This is a genomic window from Sphingomonas colocasiae (genome assembly GCF_019880585.1).
In the GTDB taxonomy this organism is placed as follows: Bacteria; Pseudomonadota; Alphaproteobacteria; order Sphingomonadales; family Sphingomonadaceae; genus Sphingobium_A; species Sphingobium_A colocasiae.
Map to the genome: position 1 here is coordinate 448688 of NZ_JAINVV010000004.1, position 22471 is coordinate 471158.

The 22471-nt window shown below is 65.8% G+C and carries 16 protein-coding genes; 5 read left to right on the forward strand and 11 right to left on the reverse strand.

The window, feature by feature from the left end:
* Window positions 1–3 precede the first annotated feature (3 nt).
* Entirely contained in the window at window positions 4–1581 is a 1578-nt protein-coding gene (locus tag K7G82_RS08595; RefSeq protein ID WP_222989436.1) for an amidohydrolase family protein, read from the forward strand.
* Window positions 1582–1686: 105 nt separating this feature from the next.
* Here K7G82_RS08595 and trmB read toward each other — a convergent pair whose 3' ends face one another.
* The 5 genes from trmB to lnt form a co-directional block, all read right to left on the reverse strand.
* Window positions 1687–2367, reverse strand: a complete 681-nt coding sequence (gene trmB / locus K7G82_RS08600) for a tRNA (guanine(46)-N(7))-methyltransferase TrmB (protein WP_222989437.1) — start codon at window positions 2365–2367, stop codon at window positions 1687–1689.
* 252 nt (window positions 2368–2619) lie between these two features.
* Window positions 2620–3684: a hypothetical protein gene (locus K7G82_RS08605; protein ID WP_222989438.1), complete on the reverse strand. Its 1065-nt coding sequence runs from the start codon at window positions 3682–3684 to the stop codon at window positions 2620–2622.
* 78 nt (window positions 3685–3762) lie between these two features.
* Window positions 3763–4287: a hypothetical protein gene (locus K7G82_RS08610; protein WP_222989439.1), complete on the reverse strand. Its 525-nt coding sequence runs from the start codon at window positions 4285–4287 to the stop codon at window positions 3763–3765.
* A 157-nt stretch (window positions 4288–4444) separates the two neighbouring features.
* Window positions 4445–5653 (reverse strand): methionine adenosyltransferase, encoded by a 1209-nt coding sequence (gene metK / locus K7G82_RS08615; protein ID WP_222989440.1) that lies wholly within the window; start codon window positions 5651–5653, stop codon window positions 4445–4447.
* Between the two features lie 48 nt (window positions 5654–5701).
* Window positions 5702–7237, reverse strand: a complete 1536-nt coding sequence (lnt, locus tag K7G82_RS08620; RefSeq protein ID WP_222989441.1) for an apolipoprotein N-acyltransferase — start codon at window positions 7235–7237, stop codon at window positions 5702–5704.
* A 63-nt stretch (window positions 7238–7300) separates the two neighbouring features.
* Here lnt and K7G82_RS08625 point away from each other — a divergent pair, with 63 nt between their 5' ends.
* Both K7G82_RS08625 and K7G82_RS08630 read left to right on the forward strand, forming a co-directional pair.
* Complete coding sequence (locus K7G82_RS08625; RefSeq protein WP_222989442.1) at window positions 7301–7645, forward strand: hypothetical protein; 345 nt, start codon at window positions 7301–7303, stop codon at window positions 7643–7645.
* On the forward strand, window positions 7638–8243 hold the full coding sequence (locus K7G82_RS08630; RefSeq protein ID WP_222989443.1) for a hypothetical protein: 606 nt from the start codon (window positions 7638–7640) through the stop codon (window positions 8241–8243). Before K7G82_RS08625 ends, K7G82_RS08630 begins: the two co-directional genes overlap by 8 nt.
* Window positions 8244–8264: 21 nt before the next feature.
* Here K7G82_RS08630 and K7G82_RS08635 read toward each other — a convergent pair whose 3' ends face one another.
* Window positions 8265–9440: an aromatic ring-hydroxylating dioxygenase subunit alpha gene (locus K7G82_RS08635; protein ID WP_222989444.1), complete on the reverse strand. Its 1176-nt coding sequence runs from the start codon at window positions 9438–9440 to the stop codon at window positions 8265–8267.
* A 147-nt stretch (window positions 9441–9587) separates the two neighbouring features.
* Between K7G82_RS08635 and K7G82_RS08640 the strand changes: the two genes are divergently transcribed.
* Complete coding sequence (locus K7G82_RS08640) at window positions 9588–10088, forward strand: MarR family transcriptional regulator (protein ID WP_222989445.1); 501 nt, start codon at window positions 9588–9590, stop codon at window positions 10086–10088.
* 42 nt (window positions 10089–10130) lie between these two features.
* Here K7G82_RS08640 and K7G82_RS08645 read toward each other — a convergent pair whose 3' ends face one another.
* Window positions 10131–13049 (reverse strand): TonB-dependent receptor, encoded by a 2919-nt coding sequence (locus K7G82_RS08645; protein WP_222989446.1) that lies wholly within the window; start codon window positions 13047–13049, stop codon window positions 10131–10133.
* A gap of 214 nt (window positions 13050–13263) precedes the next feature.
* Between K7G82_RS08645 and K7G82_RS08650 the strand changes: the two genes are divergently transcribed.
* A complete protein-coding gene (locus K7G82_RS08650) occupies window positions 13264–14793 on the forward strand; it encodes a S10 family peptidase (protein WP_222989447.1) in 1530 nt (509 codons plus the stop codon).
* 7 nt (window positions 14794–14800) lie between these two features.
* Here K7G82_RS08650 and argE read toward each other — a convergent pair whose 3' ends face one another.
* The 4 genes from argE to K7G82_RS08670 all read right to left on the reverse strand — a co-directional run bounded on the left by argE (window position 14801) and on the right by K7G82_RS08670 (window position 22377).
* Window positions 14801–15949 carry an acetylornithine deacetylase gene (gene argE, locus K7G82_RS08655; RefSeq protein ID WP_222989448.1) on the reverse strand — a complete coding sequence of 383 codons (1149 nt, stop codon included), beginning with the start codon at window positions 15947–15949 and terminating at the stop codon, window positions 14801–14803.
* Window positions 15946–17475: a S10 family peptidase gene (locus K7G82_RS08660; protein ID WP_222989449.1), complete on the reverse strand. Its 1530-nt coding sequence runs from the start codon at window positions 17473–17475 to the stop codon at window positions 15946–15948. The genes argE and K7G82_RS08660 overlap by 4 nt, the downstream gene beginning before the upstream one ends.
* A gap of 295 nt (window positions 17476–17770) precedes the next feature.
* Window positions 17771–19195, reverse strand: a complete 1425-nt coding sequence (locus K7G82_RS08665) for an efflux transporter outer membrane subunit (RefSeq protein WP_222989450.1) — start codon at window positions 19193–19195, stop codon at window positions 17771–17773.
* Between the two features lie 14 nt (window positions 19196–19209).
* Window positions 19210–22377, reverse strand: coding sequence for an efflux RND transporter permease subunit (locus tag K7G82_RS08670; protein ID WP_222989451.1), 3168 nt, complete (start codon window positions 22375–22377; stop codon window positions 19210–19212).
* Between the last annotated feature and the right edge of the window lie 94 nt (window positions 22378–22471).

Here is a 22471-nt window from a genome sequence, read left to right on the forward strand (position 1 = left end):
ACCGTGCCGGAGATCGCCTGGATTCGAGCCGGGATCGCGAAATTCGGCCGGGCGATCCCGCGCCTGGCGGCGGCCTGCGCGCTGGCGGTGGCCGGCCTGGTCCTGCCGGATGGTATGGCGCAGGCGCGCGCGCCGGCCCGCGAGGTTGCCGATATCCTGATCGCGCAGGGCACGCTCGTCACCATGGATCCCGCGCGGCGCGTGATCGAGGATGGCGCCGTGGCGATCGTCGGAAACCGGATCGTCGCGGTCGGAACCACGGCGGAACTGCGCGCGCGCTTCCGCCCGCGCACGGTGATCGATGCGCGTCGCAAGGTGGTGATGCCGGGGCTGATCGACGGCCATGGCCATGCCGGCCATGCGATGTTCAAGTCGCTGGGCGCCGACAGCGCCGATTGGAACGAAGCCGTCGAGCGGATGTACGCTCATGGCTCGACGGCCGATTTCTGGAGAGCGGACGCGCTGCTCGCCGGGCTGGAGCGTTTGAAGTCCGGCGTGACCACCTCGGTCAACGTCTTCGGCGGCGGATCGGATGTCTATCGCGTCGATGATCCCGGATATGGCGATGCCTATCTGGGCGCGATCGAGGCGATCGGCCTACGCTGGTTCCTGGGCGTCGGGCCGCGCCGGGGCCCCTATCCCAGCAGATTCACCGAATGGGACGGCGAGGCGCGCAGGGATGTCGAACGATCCTTCGACCAGCAGATCGCGGTGGCCGAGACGCTGATCCGCAAATGGCATGGCGCGGCCGGAGGGCGTGTGAACATGGCGGTCGCCTATCCGACGATCAGCCCGGATCCGAAGCTGGAAGGCGCGGCGCTCGAAGCGGTGAAGCGCGAGGCGCGGACGGCGCGGGACCTGTCGAAGCGCCACCATGTGCTGTTCCTGCAGGACGGCCACACGCGCGGCACCGTCAAATTCGCCAATGACGAACTCGGGCTGCTCGGCCCGGATGCGATCTTCTCGCACGCGACCAGCCTGACCGATGAGGAGATCAAGCTGATCGCGTCGACGGGGACGCGCATCTCGCACAATCCCAGCGCGATCTTCTCGATGTACGGCCGCAATCCGACGACCGAACTGATCGACGCGGGGGCCACGGTCATGCTCGGATCCGACGGCGTCGCGCCGGACCGAAGCTACGACATGTTCCGCCACATGTTTCAGGCGACGCGCTATCATCGCTTCTACTTCCATGATTCCAACGTGCTGCCGGCGGGCAAGGTGCTGGAAATGGCGACGGTCGATGCGGCGCGGGCGCTGGGCCTGGAAAAGGAGATCGGCTCGCTCGAACCCGGCAAGAAGGCCGACATCATTCTGGTCGACTGGTTCAAGCCCCATCTCGTGCCGATGAACATGCCCGTCCATCGCATGGTCTATTTCGCCAATGGCGCCGATGTCGCGACGGTGCTGGTCGACGGCCGCGTGCTGATGCGCGACCGCAAGGTGCTGACCATCGACGAGGAACAGGCGCTGCTGACGGCGCAGCGCGAGGCGGATCTGGCGATCCGCCGTGCGGGGCTGGAGCGGCTGACCACGTTTCCCGAAGGATTCTGGGGTTCGACGAAGCTGAAGCCCTGATCCGGTCTCGGTGGGTTCGCCCCGTCGAGACCCGGATCAGGCCCGCGCGGCGCCTGAGCGGATCGATCCCGGATGCGTCGGCATCGTCGGGATCGCATATCAGCGTCAGACTCGCTGGTATCTGAAGTACCAGACCTCATGACCCTTGCGGCGGGCCTTGGCTTCGTAGCGGGTTTCGGGCCAGCCGCTGGGGCGGACGAGGAAATCCTTCGCCTCCTTGGCCAGCCATTCGAAATCGCGGCGCTGGTTCATCACCATCATCGACCAGCGGCAATAGGTCGGGTCGTCGGTGCCGAGCCGGAATTCGCCGCCCGGCTGGAGTTTTCTTGCAATCAGGTCGAGCGGGCCGTGATTCATCATCCGGCGCTTGGCATGGCGGGCCTTGGGCCAGGGATCGGGATGGAGCAGATAGACGAAGCGCAGCGCACCGTCCGGCACGCGTTCCAGCACGTCGAGCGCATCGCCCATATGCAGGCGGACATTGGGGAGACGGCCGTCGCGGATGTGCATCAGCGCGCCGACCACGCCGTTCAGAAAGGGTTCGCAGCCGATAAAGCCGTGATCGGGCAGCAGGTCCGCGCGATAGGCGAGATGCTCGCCCGATCCGAAGCCGATCTCGAAATGGAGCGGGCGATTATCGCCGAACAGCCCCGTCGCGGTGACGTCGCCGGTCTCTGGCACGCTCAGCGCGGGCAGCAATTCCTCGACGAGCTGCGCCTGGCCCTGACGCAATTTATGGCCCTTGGCGCGGCCGTAGAGACGGCGGATGCTGGCTGGATCGTTCATCGGGCGGCTTTAGAGCATCGTGCGGAAAAGTGGGAACCGGTTTTCCGCAAAAAACGATGCGACGGCTGGAGCATCGTGCGGAAAAGTGGGAACCGGTTTTCCGCAAAAACGATGCGACGACGGTAGAGCATCGTGCGGAAAAGTGGGAACCGGTTTTCTGCAAATGATGCGACGCCGAATAGCGGCGGCGCGTGGCACGCTGTCGCCCGAAGGCGGGCGGCTCAATGCGCGGCCGGGTGAAGTGGAATGTCGCTATTTGAGCGCGTCGGCATTCACTTCGATATTGCTCTTCTTTCCCCAGGTCGATGTCCGCGTGACATAGTCACCGCTCCGCACGATCTCGATCGCCTGCGACGGGGGCGGCAGGCGATCCTGCGATGCGAACGCCGTGATCCGCGAAAGATCGAGCATCTCGATTCGCCAGCTCGGCTTCGCATCGGGTTCGATCAGGCCCGCAAAGCCGTCGGGACGCACGCTGATGCCCCGGCCCGCATCGGAGAGCGCGATCAGATAGCGGTCGCTCGCGTCATCGGGACGATAGACATTGCCCTTGGGCTCGACGCCGTCGTCACGGCACCAGCGCGGTGGCGGCGCGCCTTTCGCCCGGAACTGTCCGGTCAGGCTGGGCAGTGACATCATGGCGCCGGCCAGGTTCGATGCGCCGTCACCCGGTGCGGGGTGCGAACGCGCCTGTGCCGGCAAGGATGTGGCGCATGGTTCGACGGGTATGGCCGGCGGCGCGTCGTCGAGCTTGCCGGGCCATCTGAGCGCGGCGAGCACGCCCCTGATCCGTTCGGCCAGTGCATCGGGCGCGATCGTGCCTGATGAATAACGGATCTTCACCAGCCATTCGCCCATGGGGACAAGCGCCACGCCGGTGCTCTGATACGCGCCGGTCGACGGCATATAGATGGCGATCATACCGGCGTCGCCGGAGCGCCCCGGTGGCGTGAACGTCAGCTTTTCATTGATTCTGCGCGGCGTGCCGTAGAGCTGCGCGCGCGTTTCGATCGCCCAGCGCGCCCGATCGAACCACACGGGAAGGGCGTTGCCGACTTCACGATAGATATAGACCGTGATTCCTTCCGACGCGTCGGGCCTGTCGAAGCGGATGAAGGTGTCGAGCTGATCGTCCTCGAGCGCGGTGATGTTCGAACGGGCGATGCCGTCGAGCATCGGTGGAACTTCAAGCCCGCTATGCTTGTGCTTGAAGGCTTTCTTTGCGGAGAGCCTGATCTCCTGCGGTCCCTGCTGGGCCTGGACGCCGATCGTGCTCAGCGCGAGGGCGGATACGCAGATCAACACAGTTCGCAGCATCGCGATCGCTCCCGTCCATCGTCGCTCGGACAGGTTGGCAGCGGGGGTGTCGCCCGGCAAGCGGTTTGGTCCTCGACGTCACCGCCGGCAGGGTTTGCCCTCATATTGCTGGCGGACCACCACATATTGCCGGCCGTTCCAGCGCTGCACGGGAAAGCAGAAGCCAGGGCCGCCGACTTCGATATCGGCCCAGCCCCCCACGCCCTTCGTGGCCAGGAAATTCGGGATGCCGGTTTCATCGTACCAGCGTTTCCAGCCGGTGGGCGTCGGCGTGACGATGGTGAAGTGGAAGCCGGTATTGCCGTAGCAGGCGCTGCCCTCGTCCATCACGATCACTTCGGGCCGGCCGTCGCCGTTGAGATCGCGGATCGCGGCGCCGGCAACGCCGTCATCGGCGATCGAGGCGTCCGAAAGCCCGTCGCAGCCTTTCCACTGGCCGCCGGCCCTGGCGAAACCCGCCGCGCGCATGATCGCGTCCTTCTGGGCGGGCGTCAGCTTCGCCGCCTTCATCGGCAGCGTCCAGCCATCGGTGGGGTAGGCAGCCGAAGCCGGTGGGGCGGCGATCGATGCCGCGACGAGAGCCAGGGTCAGAAGAATTCGCATGCCGTTTCCCCACCGAGCGAGTCGGTGGGGAGGTTAGAGCGTTTCCACGATGAGCGGAAACGCTCCGGTCTTTCGCGGTCGCATTTTCCGAGTCGTTGGCCGTAAACGGCCAACTCGAGAATGTTCCGGCATGATAAAAGCGCTTGCGCGCCTCGGTTCAGACGGCGGCCTTGAGCTTCTCGACCAGGTCGGTGCGTTCCCAGGGGAAGAAATCACCCTCGGGCGTACGACCGAAATGGCCATAGGCCGCGGTCTTTTCGTAGATCGGCTTGTTGAGGCCCAGATGCGTGCGGATCGCACGCGGGGTCAGGCCACCCAGATCCTCGATCGCCATGATCGCCTGTTCGATCCTGTCGTCACCGACGGTGCCGGTGCCGTGCGTGTCGACATAGAGCGACAGCGGCTTGGAGACGCCGATCGCATAGGCGAGCTGGATCGTGCAGCGCTTGGCGAGGCCGGCGGCGACGATGTTCTTCGCCAGATAGCGGGTGATATAGGCGGCCGAACGGTCGACCTTGGTCGGGTCCTTGCCCGAAAAGGCGCCGCCGCCATGGGGGGCTGCACCGCCATAGGTGTCGACGATGATCTTGCGGCCGGTCAGGCCCGCATCGCCGTCCGGTCCGCCGATCTCGAAGCTGCCGGTGGGGTTGATGTGATATTCGGTCGCGTCCGACAGCAGCTTGGCGGGCAGGATGTCCGCCACCACGCTCTTCACATAGGCGTGAAGCTCGGCTTCGTTGGCGCCTTCGTCATAGCCCTTGGCATGCTGGGTGGAGACGACGATCGCGGTCGCGGCCGCGGGCTCGCCATTCTCGAAGCGCAGCGTGACCTGGCTCTTGGCGTCGGGCTCCAGAAACGGCGCCGCGCCCGAATGGCGGTCGGCCGCCATGCGCTCGAGGATCTTGTGGCTGTAGTAAAGCGTCGCCGGCATCAGGTCCGGCGTTTCGTTGCAGGCGAAGCCGAACATGATGCCCTGGTCGCCGGCACCTTCGTCCTTGTTGCCGGAGGCATCGACACCCTGCGCGATATGCGCGGACTGCGGGTGGAGATTGTTCGAGAAATCGAGCGTCTGCCAGTGGAAACCGTCCTGCGCATAGCCGATGCGCTTCACCGTATCGCGCACGGTCTTCTCGATTTCCTCGGGAACGCCCGGCGCCCAGTTGCCGGCTTCGTCCATGATGCCCTTGCCGCGGATCTCGCCGGCCAGCACGACCTTTTGCGTGGTCGTCAGCGTTTCGCACGCGACGCGGGCTTCCGGATCCTTGGACAGGAACAGATCGACGATCGCATCCGAGATCTGGTCGGAAACCTTGTCGGGATGGCCTTCGGAAACGGACTCGGACGTGAAGAGATAGTTGCTACGCATCGCTGAAAACCCGCAGATATAAGGAAAGCTTTAAATGCGGAAATCGCCTTAGCCGCGACGGCGGCGCAAGGCAACGCCGAGAGCGCCAAGAAAAACTGCGAGCATCAGTGGCAGGATGTTTCCCAGCCGCGCGAACAATGTCGGCGCATGGGGGGCGGGCAGGCGGGTTTCGATAAAGCCCGCGCGCAGATGCGGCACGCTGGCGAGCAGGCGGCCATCGGCATCGACCACCGCCGAAATGCCCGTCGGTGTCGACCGGATCACCGGAATCGCTTCTTCCACCGCACGCAGCCGCGCCTGGGCGAGGTGCTGGGGCGGGCCCCAACTGCCGAACCAGGCATCGTTGGATGGATTGAACAGGAAATCGGGGCGATCGGCGCGATCAATCACCTGGCCGGAAAAGATGATCTCGTAACAGATCTGCACGCCCGTCTTGCCGAAGCCGGGCAGTGCGTAGCTTTGCGGACCCGGCCCGGGCCAGAAATCGACATCGCCGGGCACCAGCCGCGACAGACCGATCGCCGAGAGGATCGGGCGCATCGGCAGATATTCGCCATAGGGAACGAGATGCGCCTTGTCGTAGCGATGAAGCAGCCGGCCGGCCGAATCCATCACGTACATGGAATTGCGCCCGCCGATGGTGCGTTCCTCGACATAGTCGCCGACGAACTTGTTCTCCCGGTAGCGCTTGGTCGCGCCGAGCAGCAGGATATCGCGCGGGCCGAGCAAGGCGGCGACGCGGGCGCGGGCGAAGACATCCTCGTCAAGATATTCGGGCACCGCCGCTTCGGGCCAGAGCAGCAGTCGCGGCTCGGCGCCGGGCGTGCCCGAAAGCGTCGCGAGCTTGCGGAAATTCGCGGCGTCCTGGGCGGGGTCGTATTTGGTTTCCTGGCCGATATTGGGCTGGACGATGCGGATCAGCGCGCCCTTTGCGGACGACGAGGCGTGCCAGGCGGGCAGGCTGACGAAGATGACCAGCGGAAATGCGACGAGGCCGGCGGCGAAAACCAGCGCTTTCGGTGAGGTGACCGGCGTGGCGAAGCGGCGAAACGCCAGCATCCATCCGCCGAAAAGGAGCATCAGGACGCCCGAAAGGCCGTAGGTGCCCGTCCATCGGGCCAGCAGCGCCGTCGGCTGATCATAGGCGATCGCGCCCAGCGGGTTCCATGCGAAACCCGTGAACATCGTCGCGCGCAGCCATTCGGTGACGATCCAGGCACCGGCATGGATCAGCACATAGGCCGGCCCATGATCGCGGCCCCAGCGCCAGGCCAGCCCCGCCGCCATCGCCGGATAGACGGCGAGATAAAGCGACAGCAGCACGACCGCGCCATAGCCGTACCAGTGCGGCATCGCGTCCTGGAAGGTGAAGGCATGGGCGATCCAGTTGAGCCCGACGGTGAAATGCCCGACGCCGAACAGCCAGCCGATCAGCAGCCCGCGCCGGAGCGTGGGCGCTTCGCGGACAAGGTGGAGCAGCAAGGCGAAACAGGCGAGCGTGACGGGCCACAGACCCAGCGGCGCAAAGCCCGTGGCGGAAGCGAGCCCGGCAAGGAGCGCGAGAATCGGGGCGAAGCGCGGCACGGCCCGCTTGTCGCGATCATGTCCGCAGTTTTCAAGCGCGACGTGGCGTGGCAATCAGGCGCGATGACATCCTGGCTCCCCGCCGCATTGCTGTTGCTCGCTTTCGGACAGGAAGCGCCCCCCGTCACATCGGCCCTGCCGAGTGCGGCGCGCTGCGCCGCGATGTTCGCGATCACGCTTGATCAATTGAAGCAGAAGAGCGGCGATCCCGCGATGACCGCCGCTTTCGCCCAGGACACCGCCGCGCTGCGCGCGATCGTGGTTGCGGAGCAGCGTGCCGCGGCCGATCCTGCCGCCGCGGCCGACGCGCTGATCGCGGCCGAGCGCCGTGCGGTGCGCGAACCGGCCGAAGACTTCGACCTCAAGCCCTGTTATCGCGTGAAGGCGCTCGGGCCGATCGGTGTTTGAGCTCCTCGCATTACTGGCTGCCGCACCGCTCGATGCGGCGCAGCGGCGCGATATCGACTGCGTCGCGACGCTTGCCGTCGTCGCGTACGAGCAGCAGCGAGGGCAAACCCGGTGGCCGCCGGTGGGCGAGGACGGCGCCCGCTTCGCGCAACTGGTGGGCGAACGCGTGATGAAGCAATCCGGCAGCACGCGCGAGCAGGTGCGCGATGCGATCGTGGCGGCTGTCGCCGAACGCCAGAAGGCGAAGGCGCTGCCGGACGCGGATGTCGAGGCCTGCCTGACGCTGATGCGCAAGGAAGCCCCGCCACCGCCACCACCGGGCCTGCCGCAATGCGCCGCGATGCTGAAGCTCGCTTATGATGAGGAACATGGCCGAAACGGCCTGTCCGACGATGCCAAGCGGCTCGCGACGATCGCATCGATCCTCGATCACAAGGCGCGCGAGGCGCTGCGCGCCGAAGGTAAGGCGGGCAGCGAGATCGATGCGGCGATGGCCGCCACGCGTGAGGCGGTGGCGGCGGAGGTCAAGACGCGCGCGACGGACGGCGTTTCGGCCGGGCTCGACTATTCCGCCTGTTTTGCGCTCGCCAGACCCTGACAGCCGGAAGACGGAGCGCGTTCAGGCGTTCTCGGTGGTCAGGACTTCGGTTCCCGCATCCAGCCGGACAAGATCGTCGTCGCCGGCGAAGCGCGTGCCCATGGGTGGAGTTCCCGCCTCCATCGCGGCGATCTGCTGGCGGTAGAGCCGCCGCAACATGCCGATGCCGCGATCCGAGGTCACGAGATGCTCGTCGGAATGGAGCGTGATCTCACCCTGGCTCACCTGCGCTTCATAGTCGCCGGGATAGATCTGATGCTCTTCCTCGGTCAGTTCGTGCCAGAGCTTGCCGTTCATGCGTGAACGGATCTGCTTCAGCGCGCCGCTCTCGGTCACGCGGCCGGCCGAATAGATGCGGAACGAGGTGTCGTCGATCGGCACCACCCAGCCCAGCAAGGTGCAGGGGCCATCCTTGGGCGCGCGGGGATTCGCGACGGCCCGGATCGTGGGCAGCACGGCTTCGGTCAGGCGCCGGTGCACCCGGCCTTCGCCAAGATCGCGCAACTGGGTGCTGCGGATGCCGCGTTCGGTGGTTTCGAACTTCACATTGGGCATCACGTTCATCTGCTCGACGAACTGGGTGCCGCTGAAGGTGCCGTGCAGGATCGGCACGTGGAACGGATCCATCACATTCTCGAAATGCTGGAGCCAGTTGCACGGCACGATCGCCGGGCCGCCGCTGCCGATGCTGCTGTCGTCAGCTTCGATCCATTCGCCGTCTTCCAGCTCCTCCAGCACATTGTATCGCGGCAGCAGCGGACGCTGCTCGGGCGGCCCCATATAGGCGAAGATCAGGCCGTAAAGTTCCTCGACGGGATAGCCCGGCTGCCGCACATTGGCGGCCGTGCGTGCGCCGCCATTGGGTTCGCACGGCTGCTCGACGCAGCGCCCGTCCACATCGAACAGCCAGCCATGATAGCAGCAGCGTATGCCCCGTTCCTCGGTCCGCCCGTAGAGAAGCGACGCACCGCGATGCGCGCAGCGGGGGTGGAGCAGGCCGGCGCGGCCGGTGCCGTCGCGGAACAGGATCAGGTCCTCGCCCAGCACCCGGATCAGCTTCGGGCGGGCGGCCGCGTCTTCGGCAAGGCCGACGGGATGCCAATAGCGCCTGAGCAGCTCGCCCATCGGCGTGCCCCTGGCGACCAAGGTCAGTTCGGATTCATGGCTGCCTTGCGGCAGATCATAGGCGCTCAACATGGCGGCCCTCTCTTGTCCGTGCCCAATTATTTAACGCGTTATCTATTATCGACTCGCTTCAGGCAAGCAGAAACTGCATTGGCTTTCCCTGCGATCCATGGGAATCGGAATGAAATTTCACATGTTCATCAAAGCCGGGTTTTCCGAATGAACCAGCAAACCGCTCTTCTCTACGGCCGCAAATATGCGGGCTCGGCCAGCCATCGCGCGGAATGCCGCGAACTGCCGGTCAAGATCATCCGCGTGCGCGAAGCCTTCATGGCGCTGTTCCGTGGCGCCTTCCAGGAAGTCGAGCTGACCGATCCGCAATGGCGCGTGCTGCGCGTGCTGAGCACGGTGGACGAGATCGATACCGCCGCGCTCGCCGAACGCGCCATCCTGCTCGGCCCCAGCCTGACGCGGATCCTGCGCGATCTGGATCAGCGCGGACTGGTCACCCGCCGCAGCAGCCGGCTGGATGCGCGCCGCAGCCTCCATTCGATCACGCCCGAGGGGCTCAGGATCATCGACGAGATCATTCCCCGCTTCGATCCCTTCTATCAGTCGCTCGCGCGGCGGATGGACCAGGGGGATGTCGCCCAGCTCGGCGCGCTGCTCGACATGTTGTTGGATAATCTCGACGCAGCCATCAAGGATAGCGAGGAATAGGATGCGGGTCTCGGCGCGATCCGCCGAGACCCGCATGCCTGTTCAGAAGTTCGCCGTGGCGCCGACGAAGAAGCTCCGGCCGAGCACATCGTAGACGCCGGGATAGGTGTTGGACTGGTAGAAGCTGGTATAGACCGGCGGCTGCTTGTCGGTCAGGTTCACCACGCCCAGCCGCATTGCGAAGCTCTTGTTCACCCGCCATTCGGCGTTCAGGTCGAAATAATGATAGGCGGGCGTGCCGATCGCCGTGGAATTGGCGACGCCGATCGCCGAGACGTCGCGCATCTTCGACAGATAGCGCCATTGCCCGCCGAACTGGAACGCACCCGTGGAATAGCTGAGATTCACGACGCCTTTCCATTTGGGGAAGGCGGCCGATACGCCCGCGCTGCTGCCGGCTGAACTGCCGATCGATCCGGCCAGGTTGGTGGGTGTGTCGCCGGGCAGGTTGGTGGTCGTATATTGCTCGGTCCAGTTGAGCGTCGCCGTCAGGTCGAGCTTGTCCTCGCCGATGTCGAACCGGGTCTGGAGCGTCGCGTCGATGCCCGAGGTGACGATGCGGCCGAGATTGAGGTTGAAGGTCGACACGCCGTTGATCTGGCCGGTCGCCGGATCGCGGCGGAACAGCGCGCAATAGGGATTGTCGGTCGCATATTGGGGATTGTAGCCGCCGATATTGTAGCAGCGGCGCAGCGCGTTCGCGCCGTCCAGCGTGCCGATCGCGTCCTTCAGCGAGATATGATAATAATCGACCGAGAAGGACAGGCGCGAGATCGGTCCGCCCGCCAGCTTCGGCTGCAATACGGCGCCGATCGTATAGGTGTCCGCCTTTTCCGGGGTCAGATTGGGATTGCCGCCCGTCAGTGCGCCATCGGTCAACTGCGTGTTGGTGAAGATATAGCTGTCGACGATGTTCGCGGGCACACCCTGCGCAAGGCAGAGCGAGCGGACCTGCGAAGCGCTGGCGCCGGTGCGATAGGCGCCCCGGATATCGCAGGGATCGCCCTGGCCGACGACGCCGGGCGCGCCGACCACCGGGGCGGTCGGGGTCTGGGGCGAATAGAGTTCGTAGACATTGGGCGCGCGCGCGGCGCGCGCATAGCCGCCGCGCAGGCGCAGCCAGTCGGTCATGCGCCAGTCGCCTTCTAAGCGGTAGGTGCTGATCCCGCCCGAGGTATTATAGTCCGAATAGCGATAGCCCGCGCTCAGGTTCAGTTCCTGGATCAGCGGCAGGCCGCGCAGCACCGGCACCAGGATTTCGCCGAACACTTCCTTGACGTTGGTCGATCCGCTCACCGCCGGGATCGCGCCGGTCGCGAAGCTGACCACGTCGCCCGATGCCAGGCCGGAATCGGGCGTGAAATCGAAGCTGTCCTTGCGATAGTCGGCGCCCAGCGCGAAGCGGACGTCGCCGGCGGGCAGCTTGAACAACCGGCCCTGGACGGACGCCTCGATCATGTCCTGGCTGGCCTCGGTCACGCGCAGCGTATTGCGGCGGATATAGGCCGCGCAGCGGCTGTTGGGCTGGTTTCCGAAGATGTTGTAGCCGCCGCAGGCCGCCACACCGCCGTCTGCGGCGTTGATCAGGCTGTTCAGCGCGGAGAGGCTGACGCCATTCTCGTCATGCTGGTTGGCGGTCTGCTGGCCGCGCGAGACATAGATGTCGAAGCCGCCATCGATGAAGGCGAGATCGCCCTTCACGCCGGCCATCAGCGTATAGCCGTTCGTCGTCGAATTCGCGGTGCGCGCGCCGACATCGGCGAAGCGCTTGGTGACTGTGAAGCTGGCATTCGGGTTGGGCCGCGAGGCGAGGATCTGCCGGAGATCGGCGGGAATGAACGGATTGCCGATAGGCATTGTGACGGTCGCGAAGCCCGGCGCGAAAACCGTGCCGGAGGTGACGTGCTGATATCCGGCATGCGCGTAGACGGTCAGCCCGTCGCGCACCTCGTAATCGACCTTGCCGAACACGCCATAGCGTTCGAAGGGAACAGTGAGGCCGTTGACGCCGCTGGAATTGTAGAAGCTGTTGCCGCCGATCGACAGCATATCCTCCGCGCCACCCAGATAGTTGAACGATCCGGTCGGCGCGAACAGCGTGCCGTTGGTGTTGAAGGCGAGATTGCCGGTCGCGCGCGCGGCGCCTGCCGCGACGCCATAGCGATTGAACACGGCATCGACCGCGCTCTGGCTTGGCAAATTGGCGGCATTGGGATTGAACGCGCCGAAGGGCAGCGACGATGACGGGCGGCTGACCGCCGAAAAGGCGCGGTCGCGATTGTTGACGTCGTCGCGGTTCATCCATTCGAGCGTCAGCACCGCATTGCCCCGGCCATCGGCGAAGCCGCTGCCCGCGGTGAAGGACACTTCCTGTGTCGCGCCGTCGCCGCGTTCGGTGATGCCGGCCTGTCCACTCACCTGGATGCCGGTGAAATTCTTCTTGAGGCGGAAGTTGACGACGCCCGCGACCGCGTCTGAGCCATAGGCGGCCGAGGCGCCGCCGGTGATGACCTCGACGGTTTCGATCAGGCTCTTGGGAATGATGTTGAGATCGACCGCGCCGGTATAGGTCGCGGCGGTCAGGCGGCGGCCGTCGAGGAGCACCAGCGTGCGCGGCGCGCCAAGGCCCCTGAGGCCGATCGTGGTGACGCCGCTCGTCGTCGTGTCGTTCGATCCCTGGCCGAAAGCCGGCGTCACTTCGGGAAGGCGGAACAGCACATCGTCCATCGTGACCGAATTGGTGGCCTTGAGCTGTTCCGCGCCGATCGAGACGATCGGGCTGTTGGAGGTGTAATCCTTCCGCGTGATGCGCGAGCCGGTGACGACGATCTCGGTTTCCGTCGGCTGCCCGGCTTCGGGGGCTTCGGCTTCCTGGGCATGTGCCGCCGTCGGCAGGGCCGCCATGGCGCATCCGGCAAGCAGCGCCGCGCGAAATCCGGTCCGTGTGAACTCGATTCCCATACTCCCGTCCCCTTTTAGTTTCTTGCGGCTGCCCGGTTCGTTGATCGGGGTCTGCGCCGCCGGCCGCAACCCAACCATCGAGTCGCTTGAATTAATTTAACGTGTTATATAATCATGATGCAATAGGGAATGTGATCTGAAATAAATCATTGATATAAAATGATATTATCAGAAATGGATAGATGCAATGTTAAGATTATGCCCTGGAAGCCGCTTGGCTGGCGTCCTCTCCACCCTGCTTTGCGTCGCGATCGCGAACACCGGCATCGCGGCGCCCGTGACCGCTGGAAAGGGGGACAGGGAGGGGGCGGTCGCGAGCGCCGATCCGTGGGTTCGCACGGACCATGCCGGCACGATCGGCGGCAGGGCGATCCGCTACGAAAGCACCGCCGGGACGATCGGGTTGCGCGACGAGCGCGATATCGAGCGCGGGCGGATGTTCTTCGTCGCTTATAGCCTGCCGCAGCCCGCCGGATCGCCGCCCCGGCCGGTCACCTTCTTCTTCAATGGCGGTCCTGGATCCTCGACGATCTGGCTGCATATGGGGGCGTTCGCGCCGGTGCGGCTGCGGGCGTCGCAGCCCGGCAAACCGCTGGCGCCGCCCTTCGTGCTGGCGGACAATCGCTTCTCGCTGCTCGACAAGAGCGATCTCGTCTTCCTCGACGCGGTCGGGACGGGGTTTTCGCGGGCCGCCGATGCCGGGGACAACCGGCGGTTCTGGGGCAACGACCAGGATGCCGACAGCTTCGCCCAGGCGATCGCCCGCTATCTCACCGCCACCGGCCGCTGGAACGCGCCGAAATTCCTGTTCGGCGAATCCTATGGCACGATGCGCGCGGCCAATCTCGCCCCGCGCCTTCATGAGCGGGGCATCGATCTCAGCGGCATCATCCTGATGTCGACGATCCTGAATTTCGGCCATTTCGCGCCGGGTCTCGATCAGGCTGCGATCGACCTGCTGCCGACCTATGCCGCCACCGCTTATTATCATGGCCGGATCGCGAAAGGTGACGGCGATCTGCCGGCGCTGCTCGATCGCGCGCGCGATTTCGCGCGCGGCCGCTACGCCGCTGCGCTGGCGAGAGGGGATCTGATCGATCCGGCAGAACGCGCGGCGGTCGCCGCCGAGATGAGCCGGCTGATCGGCCTGTCGGCGGCGTATATCGAGCGAAGTGGATTGCGGATCGGGCTCGACGCGTTCCGCCGGCAATTGCTTCTCGACCGGTCGATGAACGTCGGTGCGATGGACACGCGCTATGCCGGGCGAGAGACGGAAGCAGCGGGCGCGCTCGCGACCTATGATCCGAGCGACGCGCAGGTCAAGGCGGCCTTCGCATCGGTGTTCGACGGCTATGTGCGGAGCAGGCTCAATTACCGCACCGACCTCGATTATGTGCTGGGCGACAGCCGTGCGATCATGGGCGCATGGGATTGGTCGCACCGCCCGGCGGAAGGCGAAAAGCAGAACAGCCTTGCGAACAGCGTGCCCGATCTCGCGGTGGCGATGCGCCGCATGCCCAGGCTCAAGGTGCTGGCGCTCAACGGCTATTACGACCTGATGACGCCCTTTTTCGGCGCCGAATTCGATCTGGCGCGACTCGGCCTCGGTGCCGAGAGCCACGACCGCGTCCAACTCCGCTACTATCCGTCAGGCCATATAATCTATCTCGACGATGCGGTGATGCCGGCGCTGCGCGGCGATATCGGCGCCTTTTACGAAACGGTGCTGCGCGACGGAGCGTGATGCTCGGTCAGTGGCGCAGCAGGAGCGCCGAGAGCATCTGTTCGCAGCGTTCGAGCTGTTCGATCGCGACGAACTCGTCGGGTTTGTGCGCCTGTTCGATCGATCCGGGGCCGCAGACCAATGTGGGGATCCCGGAGCGTTCGAACAGCCCCGCCTCGGTGCCGAACGCGACATGGCCGCCGGGCGCGTTGCTGCGCAGCGCGCGCTTCACGTCGCGCACGAAACGGGAATCCTCGTCGATCGCGAAGCCCGGCACATCGCCCACCTGGCGCCAGTCGATCGACGCGTCGGGGAAGATCATCCGCATTTCGGGCAGGAGTTGGGTGTCGATGAAATCCTCGATCGCGTCCAGCAACTGCCGATGGCTGGTATGGGGCAGCGACCGGATATCGACCACGAACTCGCACCGGTCCGCGACAATGTTGCCGACCGTCCCGCCGGTGATGCGATTGACCTGGATGGTCGAGAAGGGGACGTCATAGCCTTGGTGGCGCGTCTCATTCTGCTCGAGGTCGCGGGCGATGGCACCGAGATGACCGATCACCCGGCTCGCATAATGAATGGCGTTCACCCCATGTGGGGCGAGCGACGAATGGGCGGCGAGCCCCCTCACCGTGAACGCATACATGCCGGCACCCTTGTGGCCGATGATCGCGCGCATGTTGGTCGGTTCGCCGATGACGCAGCCGGCCAGCGACGTCCGATCCACGGGCATGTCGTCGAGCAGCCTGCGGACGCCCAGACAGCCGATCTCCTCGTCATAGGAAAAGGCCAGATGGACGCCGCGGCCAGGCGTTTCGATGATGCGCGGCACCAGCGCGAGCGCGACCGCGATGAACCCCTTCATGTCGCAGGTTCCGCGGCCGTGGAGGCGGCCGTCGCGTTCGGCGAGGACGAAGGGATCGCTGCTCCAGCATTGCCCGGCGACGGGCACGACATCGGTGTGGCCCGACAGGATGATCGCATCCTGCCCGTGCGTGATCGTCGCGAACAGATTCGCCTTTCGCCCCGTCTCGTCGAAGCTCAGCCGCGACTTGACGTCATGGCGGTCGAGATAGTCGGCGATCCAGCGGATCAGATCCAGATTGCCTTCGCTGCTGACGGTCGGGAAAGCGACGAGCGTCTTCAGCAATCCGATCGCCTCGCTTTCGATCATTTCGCCGAATCGAGGAAGGAGACGACCGCCTGGTTCATCTGTTTGAGCGCGGCCGCGTCGTCATAGGCCATGTGACCGGCCGGCAGGCGGACATGGACGATGTTCGCGAGATAGTCGTGCGGCACCGGCATGTGATCCAGCGCGAATTCCATCGAGGCGAAGGGCGTCGCCAGATCGTAGAGGCCCTGCATCGAGAGGATGCGGAAATTGCTGTCCTTCACGAAGGTGGACTGGAGCGCGCCTAGGGTTTCGGGATAGCCGAGCTGCCCGTAGCGCGCCGGGCCGGCCAGCGCGAAGCGCGTCGCGACATCGCGCGAATACATGCGATAGGGGACCGGGATGTCGACGCGGAGTTCCTCGAGCAGATATTGGCTCGTCGCCGAGGAAAAGGCCGGGGTGAGCGCGCCCATCGCCGGATCGTAAAAGGGTTCCTCCACCCGGGCCTCGGGCGCGGGGCCCAGCAGCCTGCCGTCGACCCGGCCGGTCACCAGCCGGCGGGCGGCATGGAGATATTTCATGAATTCGGGAACCTCGATGCGCAGATTGTGCATCTCGATCACCGAAGCTTCGAGGCCGGTATAGCGGACCAGCCCCGCGACGATCTTCGCGCGTTCCTCGCCACCCAGCCGGCTGCCCTTGGCGAGCGCCGGGCCATAGACATTGAGCGACCAGTCCTCCACCTCGCGCCGCATCGCGTCGTCGTCCTTGAGGCCCGGCAGCAGCCCGTGAAAGGCGGCGACGCTGGCATAGGAGGGCAGGAGAAGCTGATAGGGCAGGTCGTTGGTCATGCCCGGCTCGGTGACGTGGAAGTCGAGCGCCGAGGACAGCAGGATCACGCCCTTCAGGGGGATGCCCTGCCGCACGAGCACGTCGGACAGGCCCGCCACACGAAAGGCGCCATAGCTTTCGCCCCACAGGTACATGGGCGATCCGAACCGGTTGTTCGAACGCAGATAATTCTGGATGAAGGCGGCATAGGCCTGAAGGTCGCCGTCGCGCGAATAGAGACGGGCCTTGGTCTGCTCGTTCGCCACGCGGCTGAACCCGGTGCCCGGCGCATCGATGAACACCAGATCCGCGCGGTCGAGCGGGCTGTCGGTATTGTCCATGAGCCGCGCGGGCGGCGGCGGCACCGAACCGTCGGCGTTGAGCACGATCTTGCGCGGGCCGACGCCGCCCATGTGCAGCCAGGCCGTCGCCGCGCCCGGCCCGCCATTGGTGAGGAAGATGATCGGGCGCTGGCCCGGCGGGACGCCGTCCTTGGTATAGGCGACATAGAAGACCTGCGCGTCGATCGATCCGTCCGGCCCGGTGATGGGAATGCGGCCCGCCGTCGTGGTGTAGCGGATCTTCTGGCCATGGAAGGTGCCGGCCTGCCGGGTGACCGAAGGCGCATAGGCGCCGATATCGCCGTCCTCGTTGAAGGTCCGATTGGCGGTGGCCTCCGCCGGAGTCGCGGGCTCGGCCGATGCCGTGCTCGACGCCAGAGCCGCAACGATAGCGACGGAAATGACACACTTCCTCATATCACCCCTCTCGGCGAAAAATTATTTAACATGTTTTATAATGGGCGAGGGGAAATGGCAAGAGCGGTGCGCGGAGTTGCGTGGTCGATGTTCCCGGGTTTGATCGATCCAAGTCGCAACACCCTATCTGTCATTCCCGCTTTCGCGGGAATGACAGATAGGGTGGCGACCGAAGCGGATCGCCTGCTGCATCCAACTGCAAATCGTTCGATATTGCCGGCAAAAACAAAACGGATCCGGTTCGCCATGAACCGGATCCGTTCTGATCGGATATCGGCGGATCGGATGGTGGTCGTTACCCGCCCGTCGCCTGCATCTGCCAGCCGCCGCCGAGCGCGCGGAACAGATCGACCTGGGTGGTCGCGACGCGGGCGTCGGACAGAGCAAGGTCGGCTTGGGCCTGGGCCAGCGAACGTTCGGCATCGAGCACCGCGAGCGAATCGATCTTGCCTTCGCGAAGCTGGATGCGGGCGAGCCGCGCGGCGGTTTCCGCCTGGGTGCGGGCGTCGTTGAGCGCGATCCGCCGGTCGAGTTCGTGCGCATAGGCGGACAATGCGGTTTCGGTTTCGCGCAAGGCATTGAGCACCGTACCGTCGAAACTCGCGAGCGCAGCCGCCGACGATGCCTCCGCCTGTTCGATCCGCGCCCGGTTCGCTTCCTGATTGGGGAAGGACCAGTTGAGCAGCGGGCCGAGCAGCCAGCGGAAGGGGCCGCCGGTGAAGAGGTCCCCGATCGACGGCCCCGTCGCGCCGATCGACGCGCCGAAGCTGATCCGCGGATAGAGATCGGCGGTGGCGACGCCGATGCGCGCGGTCTCCGCCGCCAGCCGTCGTTCCGCCTGCCGCACATCGGGGCGGCGGGCGATCAGCGTGCGGCCGTCGCCGACGGGGATCGCCTGGTCGAGCCGCAGGATCGTCCGGCGCGCGCCTGCCTCTTGCGGGAGCTCGGCAGGCGCGCGACCGGTGAGCGTGGCGAGGCGGAACAATGCCCCCTCGCGCGGGGCCCGAAGCGGCGGCCGTGGGGGGCGGTGCTGATAGCGGAGGGATGCGACACGGGCAACGTCGAGCCGCGTGCCGCGACCCGCTTCGAAGCGTTTGGTGGTGACGTTCAAGGTCTGGTCGATCAGCGCGACCGTATGTTCGGCGACCGCGAGCCGTTCGGCGGCGGCGCTGGCATCGGCATAGGCGCGCGCGGTTTCCGCCGCGACCGCGACGCGCACCGCGTCGCGCGCGCCTTCCGCCGCCTCGGCATCGCCGCGCGCCGCCTCGATCGAGCGGCTCACCCGCCCGAACAGATCGACCTCATAGGAAATATCGAGACCGATATCGAAACTCGAATCGGTGCGGTCGATCCCCGGCGGCGCCTGAACGGCCGGAATGCGGCCATAGGTTGCTCCCGCGCCGACCGTTGCTTGGGGTAGGCGGCCGGCGCGGGTCTCGCGCAGCTGGGCTCTTGCGCGAGATAGGTTGGCGGTGGCGACACGCAGGTCGGTGTTGTGGACAAGCGCGTCCGCAACCAGCGTGTCGAGCACCGGATCCTGATAGAGCCGCCACCATTCGCCCGTGGGTTCGGCGGCGGTGAAGGCGGGGTTGGCCGCGGCGACGAACGGGCCGGCGGCGGCCGCCTTGGGTGTCGGCGCGACATGGTTCGGGCCGACGGCGCAAGCGGCGAGGGTGAGGGCGCTGGTGAAGGACAGCGCGATGTTGCGAAAGCGGGTCATTTTTCTGTTCTCCCTTATTCGGCGGGCTGGAGCGCGGGCTCCGACGGCGTTCCGCGACGCGGCATCCAGCCGCGCATGGTGCGGAGGGCGACGTAGAAGACCGGGGTGAAGACCAGCCCGAAGAAGGTGACGCCGATCATGCCGAAGAAGACGGCGGTGCCGAGCGCCTGGCGAAGCTCCCAGCCCGGGCCCGATGCGGTGACCAGCGGCAGCACGCCCAGGATGAAGGCGAAGCTGGTCATCAGGATCGGGCGAAGCCGCGCGCGTGCCGCCTCGACCGCCGCCTGGAGCGCGGTGGCGCCGCGTTCCTCCGCCTGCTTGGCGAACTCGACGATCAGGATCGCGTTCTTGGCGGCGAGCGCGATGAGCACGATCAGGCCGATCTGCGTGAGGATGTTGTTGTCCATTCCCCGCAGGTTCACGCCCGCCATCGCCGCGAGCAAAGTCATCGGCACGATCAGGATGATCGCCAGCGGCAGCACCAGGCTTTCGAATTGCGCGGCGAGCACGAGGAAAACGAAGATCACCGCCATGGCGAAGACGATCGCGGCGACGTTGCCGGCGGCCTTCTGCTCGAAGGCGATGCCCGTCCATTCGCTGCGGAAGCCTGAGGGCAGGCTCTTCGCCATCACTTCCATCGTCGCGATCGACTGGCCGGTCGAGAAGCCGCGCGCGGTTTCGCCATCGATCTCGACCGCGGGGAAGAGATTGTAGCGGGTCACGCGATACGGGCCGGTCTTGTTCTCGAAGGTCGCGACCGCGCCGATCGGCACCATGCCGCCGGAGTTGGACCGCGTCTTCAACTGCGCGATGTCCGACGGATCGTCGCGGAAGGGCGCGTCGGCCTGCGCGGTCACGCGGAAGGTGCGGCCGAGCAGGTTGAAGTCGTTGACATAGGCGGAACCCAGATAGACTTGCAGCGCCTCGAACACGCGGCTGGCCGGCACGCCCAGCATATCGGCCTTGGCGCGATCGATGTCCGCATAGATGCGCGGGGTGGCGGTGTTGTAGAGCGTGAAGACGTTCATCAGGCCCTTTTCCTGATGCGCGCCGCCGATCACCCCGCCGGCCGCCTGTTCGAGCGCCTGATAGCCCTCGCCATTGCGGTCCTGCACCATCATGCGCCAGCCGCCGCCATTGCCGATACCCTGGATCACCGGGGGCGGCAGGACGAAGGCCATCGCCTCGTCCATGTCGGCAAGCGCCGCGCGCATGTCGTTCTCGATATTCGCCTCGGTGCGGTCGGTCCCCGCGCGTTCGGAGAAGGGCTTGAAGGTGATATAGGCGGCGGCGGCGTTGGGCGCCTGGGTGCCCGAAGCGCCGTCGAAACCGGCGAACATCACGGCGGCCTGGGTGCCGGGCACCTCCAGCAGCTTCTTCACCGCCTTTTTGAGAACGCGGTCGGTCTGCTCGACCGAACTGCCCGGGGGAAGCTGGATCGCGGCGAGCGCATAGCCCTGATCCTGCGCGGGCACGAAGCCCGCCGGGGTCGCCCAGAAGAGGCCGACCGTCGCGACGACGAGGCCCGCATAGGTGACCAGCATCTTCTTGGGCGCGCCGGCCACGCGCTGCGTGAAGCCGCCATACCAGTTGCTCAGCCGGTCGAAGCTGGTGTTGAAGCGCTCACCCGCGCGAAAGGCGATCCGCCGCCAGCCGCTGGCCGGCGCCTCGGTGGCCTTGGGCTTGAGCAGCCGGGCGGCGAGCGCTGGGGAAAGGGTGAGTGACAGGATCAGCGAGATGATCGTGGCGGTCGCGATCGTCACCGCGAACTGGCGATAGAATTCGCCCGAAATCCCGGTGAGGAAGGTGGTCGGCACGAACACGGCGCACATGACCAGCACGATCGCGATCAGCGCGGCCGAAACCTCGTCCATCGATCGATGCGCGGCCTCGCGCGGGCTCATGCCATGTTCGATATTGCGTTCGACATTCTCGACGACGACGATCGCGTCGTCGACGACGATGCCGATCGCGAGCACCAGCCCGAACAGCGAGAGCGTGTTGAGCGAATAGCCGAAGCCCGCGAGCACCGCGAAGGTGCCGATCAGCGAGACCGGAATGGCGAGCACGGGCACGATCGCCGCGCGCCAGCTCTGCAGGAACACGATGATGACGAGCACGACGAGCAGCACCGCTTCGAACAGCGTCTTCTGCACGGCGGTGATCGATTCGCCGATGAACTCGGTCGGGTTCCAGATGATCCGGTATTCCAGCCCCTTGGGGAAAGTCTTGGCGGCGTCGGCCAGTTCGGACTTGATGCCCATGGCCGCCGCCAGCGCATTGGTGCCCGGCCGCTGGGTGATGCCCAAGATGATCGAATCCTGCCCCGAGAGATAGGCGTTCACGCCATAATCCTCGGCGCCCAGTTCGACGCGCGCGACGTCCCGCAGCCGCGTGATCGCGCCGGCTTCGTCGGTGCGCACGATGATGTTGGCGAATTCGTCGGCGGTCTTGAACCGGCCCTGGGTCTCGACGTTGAGCTGCTGCGCGGCGCCGGTGTCGAACGGCGGCTGGCCGACGGTGCCGGCGGCGACCTGCACGTTCTGCGATCGCAAGGCGGTGACGATGTCGCCCGCCGTCAGGCCCAGCGCGGAGGCGCGGCCTGGATCGATCCAGACGCGCATCGCATAGTCGCGCGCGCCGAACACCTGGACGTCACCGATGCCGTCGACGCGGGTCAGCCGGTCCTTGAGCTGGGTCAAGGCGTAGTTGGAGACATAGCCGCGATCGAGCGATCCGTCGGGCGACAGGACATTGACCGCCATCAGCCATGACGGAGACGTCTTGCGGACGACCACGCCCTGTCGGCGGACCTCCTCGGGCAGGCTCGGTTCGGCCAGCGCGACGCGGTTCTGCACCAGCACCTGCGCGGTATCGAGATTGGTGCCGATCTTGAATGTGGCGGTGATCGTCAGGCGGCCGTCGCCGGTCGATTGCGACGACATGTAGAGCATGTTGTCGACGCCGTTGATCTGCTGTTCGAGCGGGGCGGCGACGGTGTCCGCCACCGTTTCGGCCGAAGCGCCCGGATAATTGGCGGAAACGGTGACCGTCGGCGGCACCACGTCGGGATATTGCGAGACCGGCAGCCCGAAATAGGCCGCGGCGCCGACGATCGTGATGATGATCGCGATCACGCCCGCGAAGATCGGGCGGCGGATGAAGAAATGACTGATGCCCATGGCTTTTGCCTTTGTTTTGTGCCTGATCGCATGGCCCCGGTGCCGCCCGGGCCGGCTCGTCGAAACCTTGCGCATCCGGCCCGGTGTGGCACCG